Genomic DNA, 515 nt, shown 5'->3' with positions numbered 1-515 from the left:
CGACGAACGCTCCGCCGTCGAGGACGAGGACCCGATCAGCCAGCGTCACAGCCTCGTCGACATCGTGGGTCACCAACAGCACGCCGGGCTCGTACTTGGCGCACAGCTCCTTGAGCAGATGGTGCATGCGGACTCTGGTGAGGGCGTCGAGCGCTCCGAAGGGCTCATCGGCCAGCAACAGGGCCGGATTGCGCACCAGCGACCGCGCCAGCGCCACCCGCTGCTGCTCACCGCCGGACAACTCACTGGCGTACTTGCCCTTGTGGGCCGACAAGCCCACCAGGTCGAGCATGTCAGCGGCGCGAAACAGCCTGTCTTGCTTGGACTTTCCGCGCATCTTCAAACCGAATGCGACGTTGTCCAACACGGTCAGGTGCGGGAACAGGCTGTAGGCCTGGAACACCATGCCCATATCTCGCTTGTTCGCCGGCACCGAGCTGATCTCCCGCCCGCCGACGAGCACTGCCCCGGAGCTGGCCTCCTCCAAGCCGGCCAGGATTCGCAACGCCGTGGTC

At 65.6% G+C, this 515-nt stretch carries 1 protein-coding gene; it reads right to left on the bottom strand.

Translation table 11 applies throughout. The annotated features are described in order from the left end of the window. A partial coding sequence (locus tag RM844_RS32180; protein ID WP_311670988.1) for an ABC transporter ATP-binding protein occupies positions 1-463 on the bottom strand: 463 nt, incomplete at its 3' end. Positions 464-515: the final 52 nt, after the last annotated feature.

The organism is Streptomyces chisholmiae (assembly GCF_031845445.1).
Classification (GTDB): domain Bacteria; phylum Actinomycetota; class Actinomycetes; order Streptomycetales; family Streptomycetaceae; genus Streptomyces; species Streptomyces chisholmiae.
Note: the sequence above shows the minus strand (reverse complement) of the source record. Positions and strands in the feature narration are given on the sequence as shown.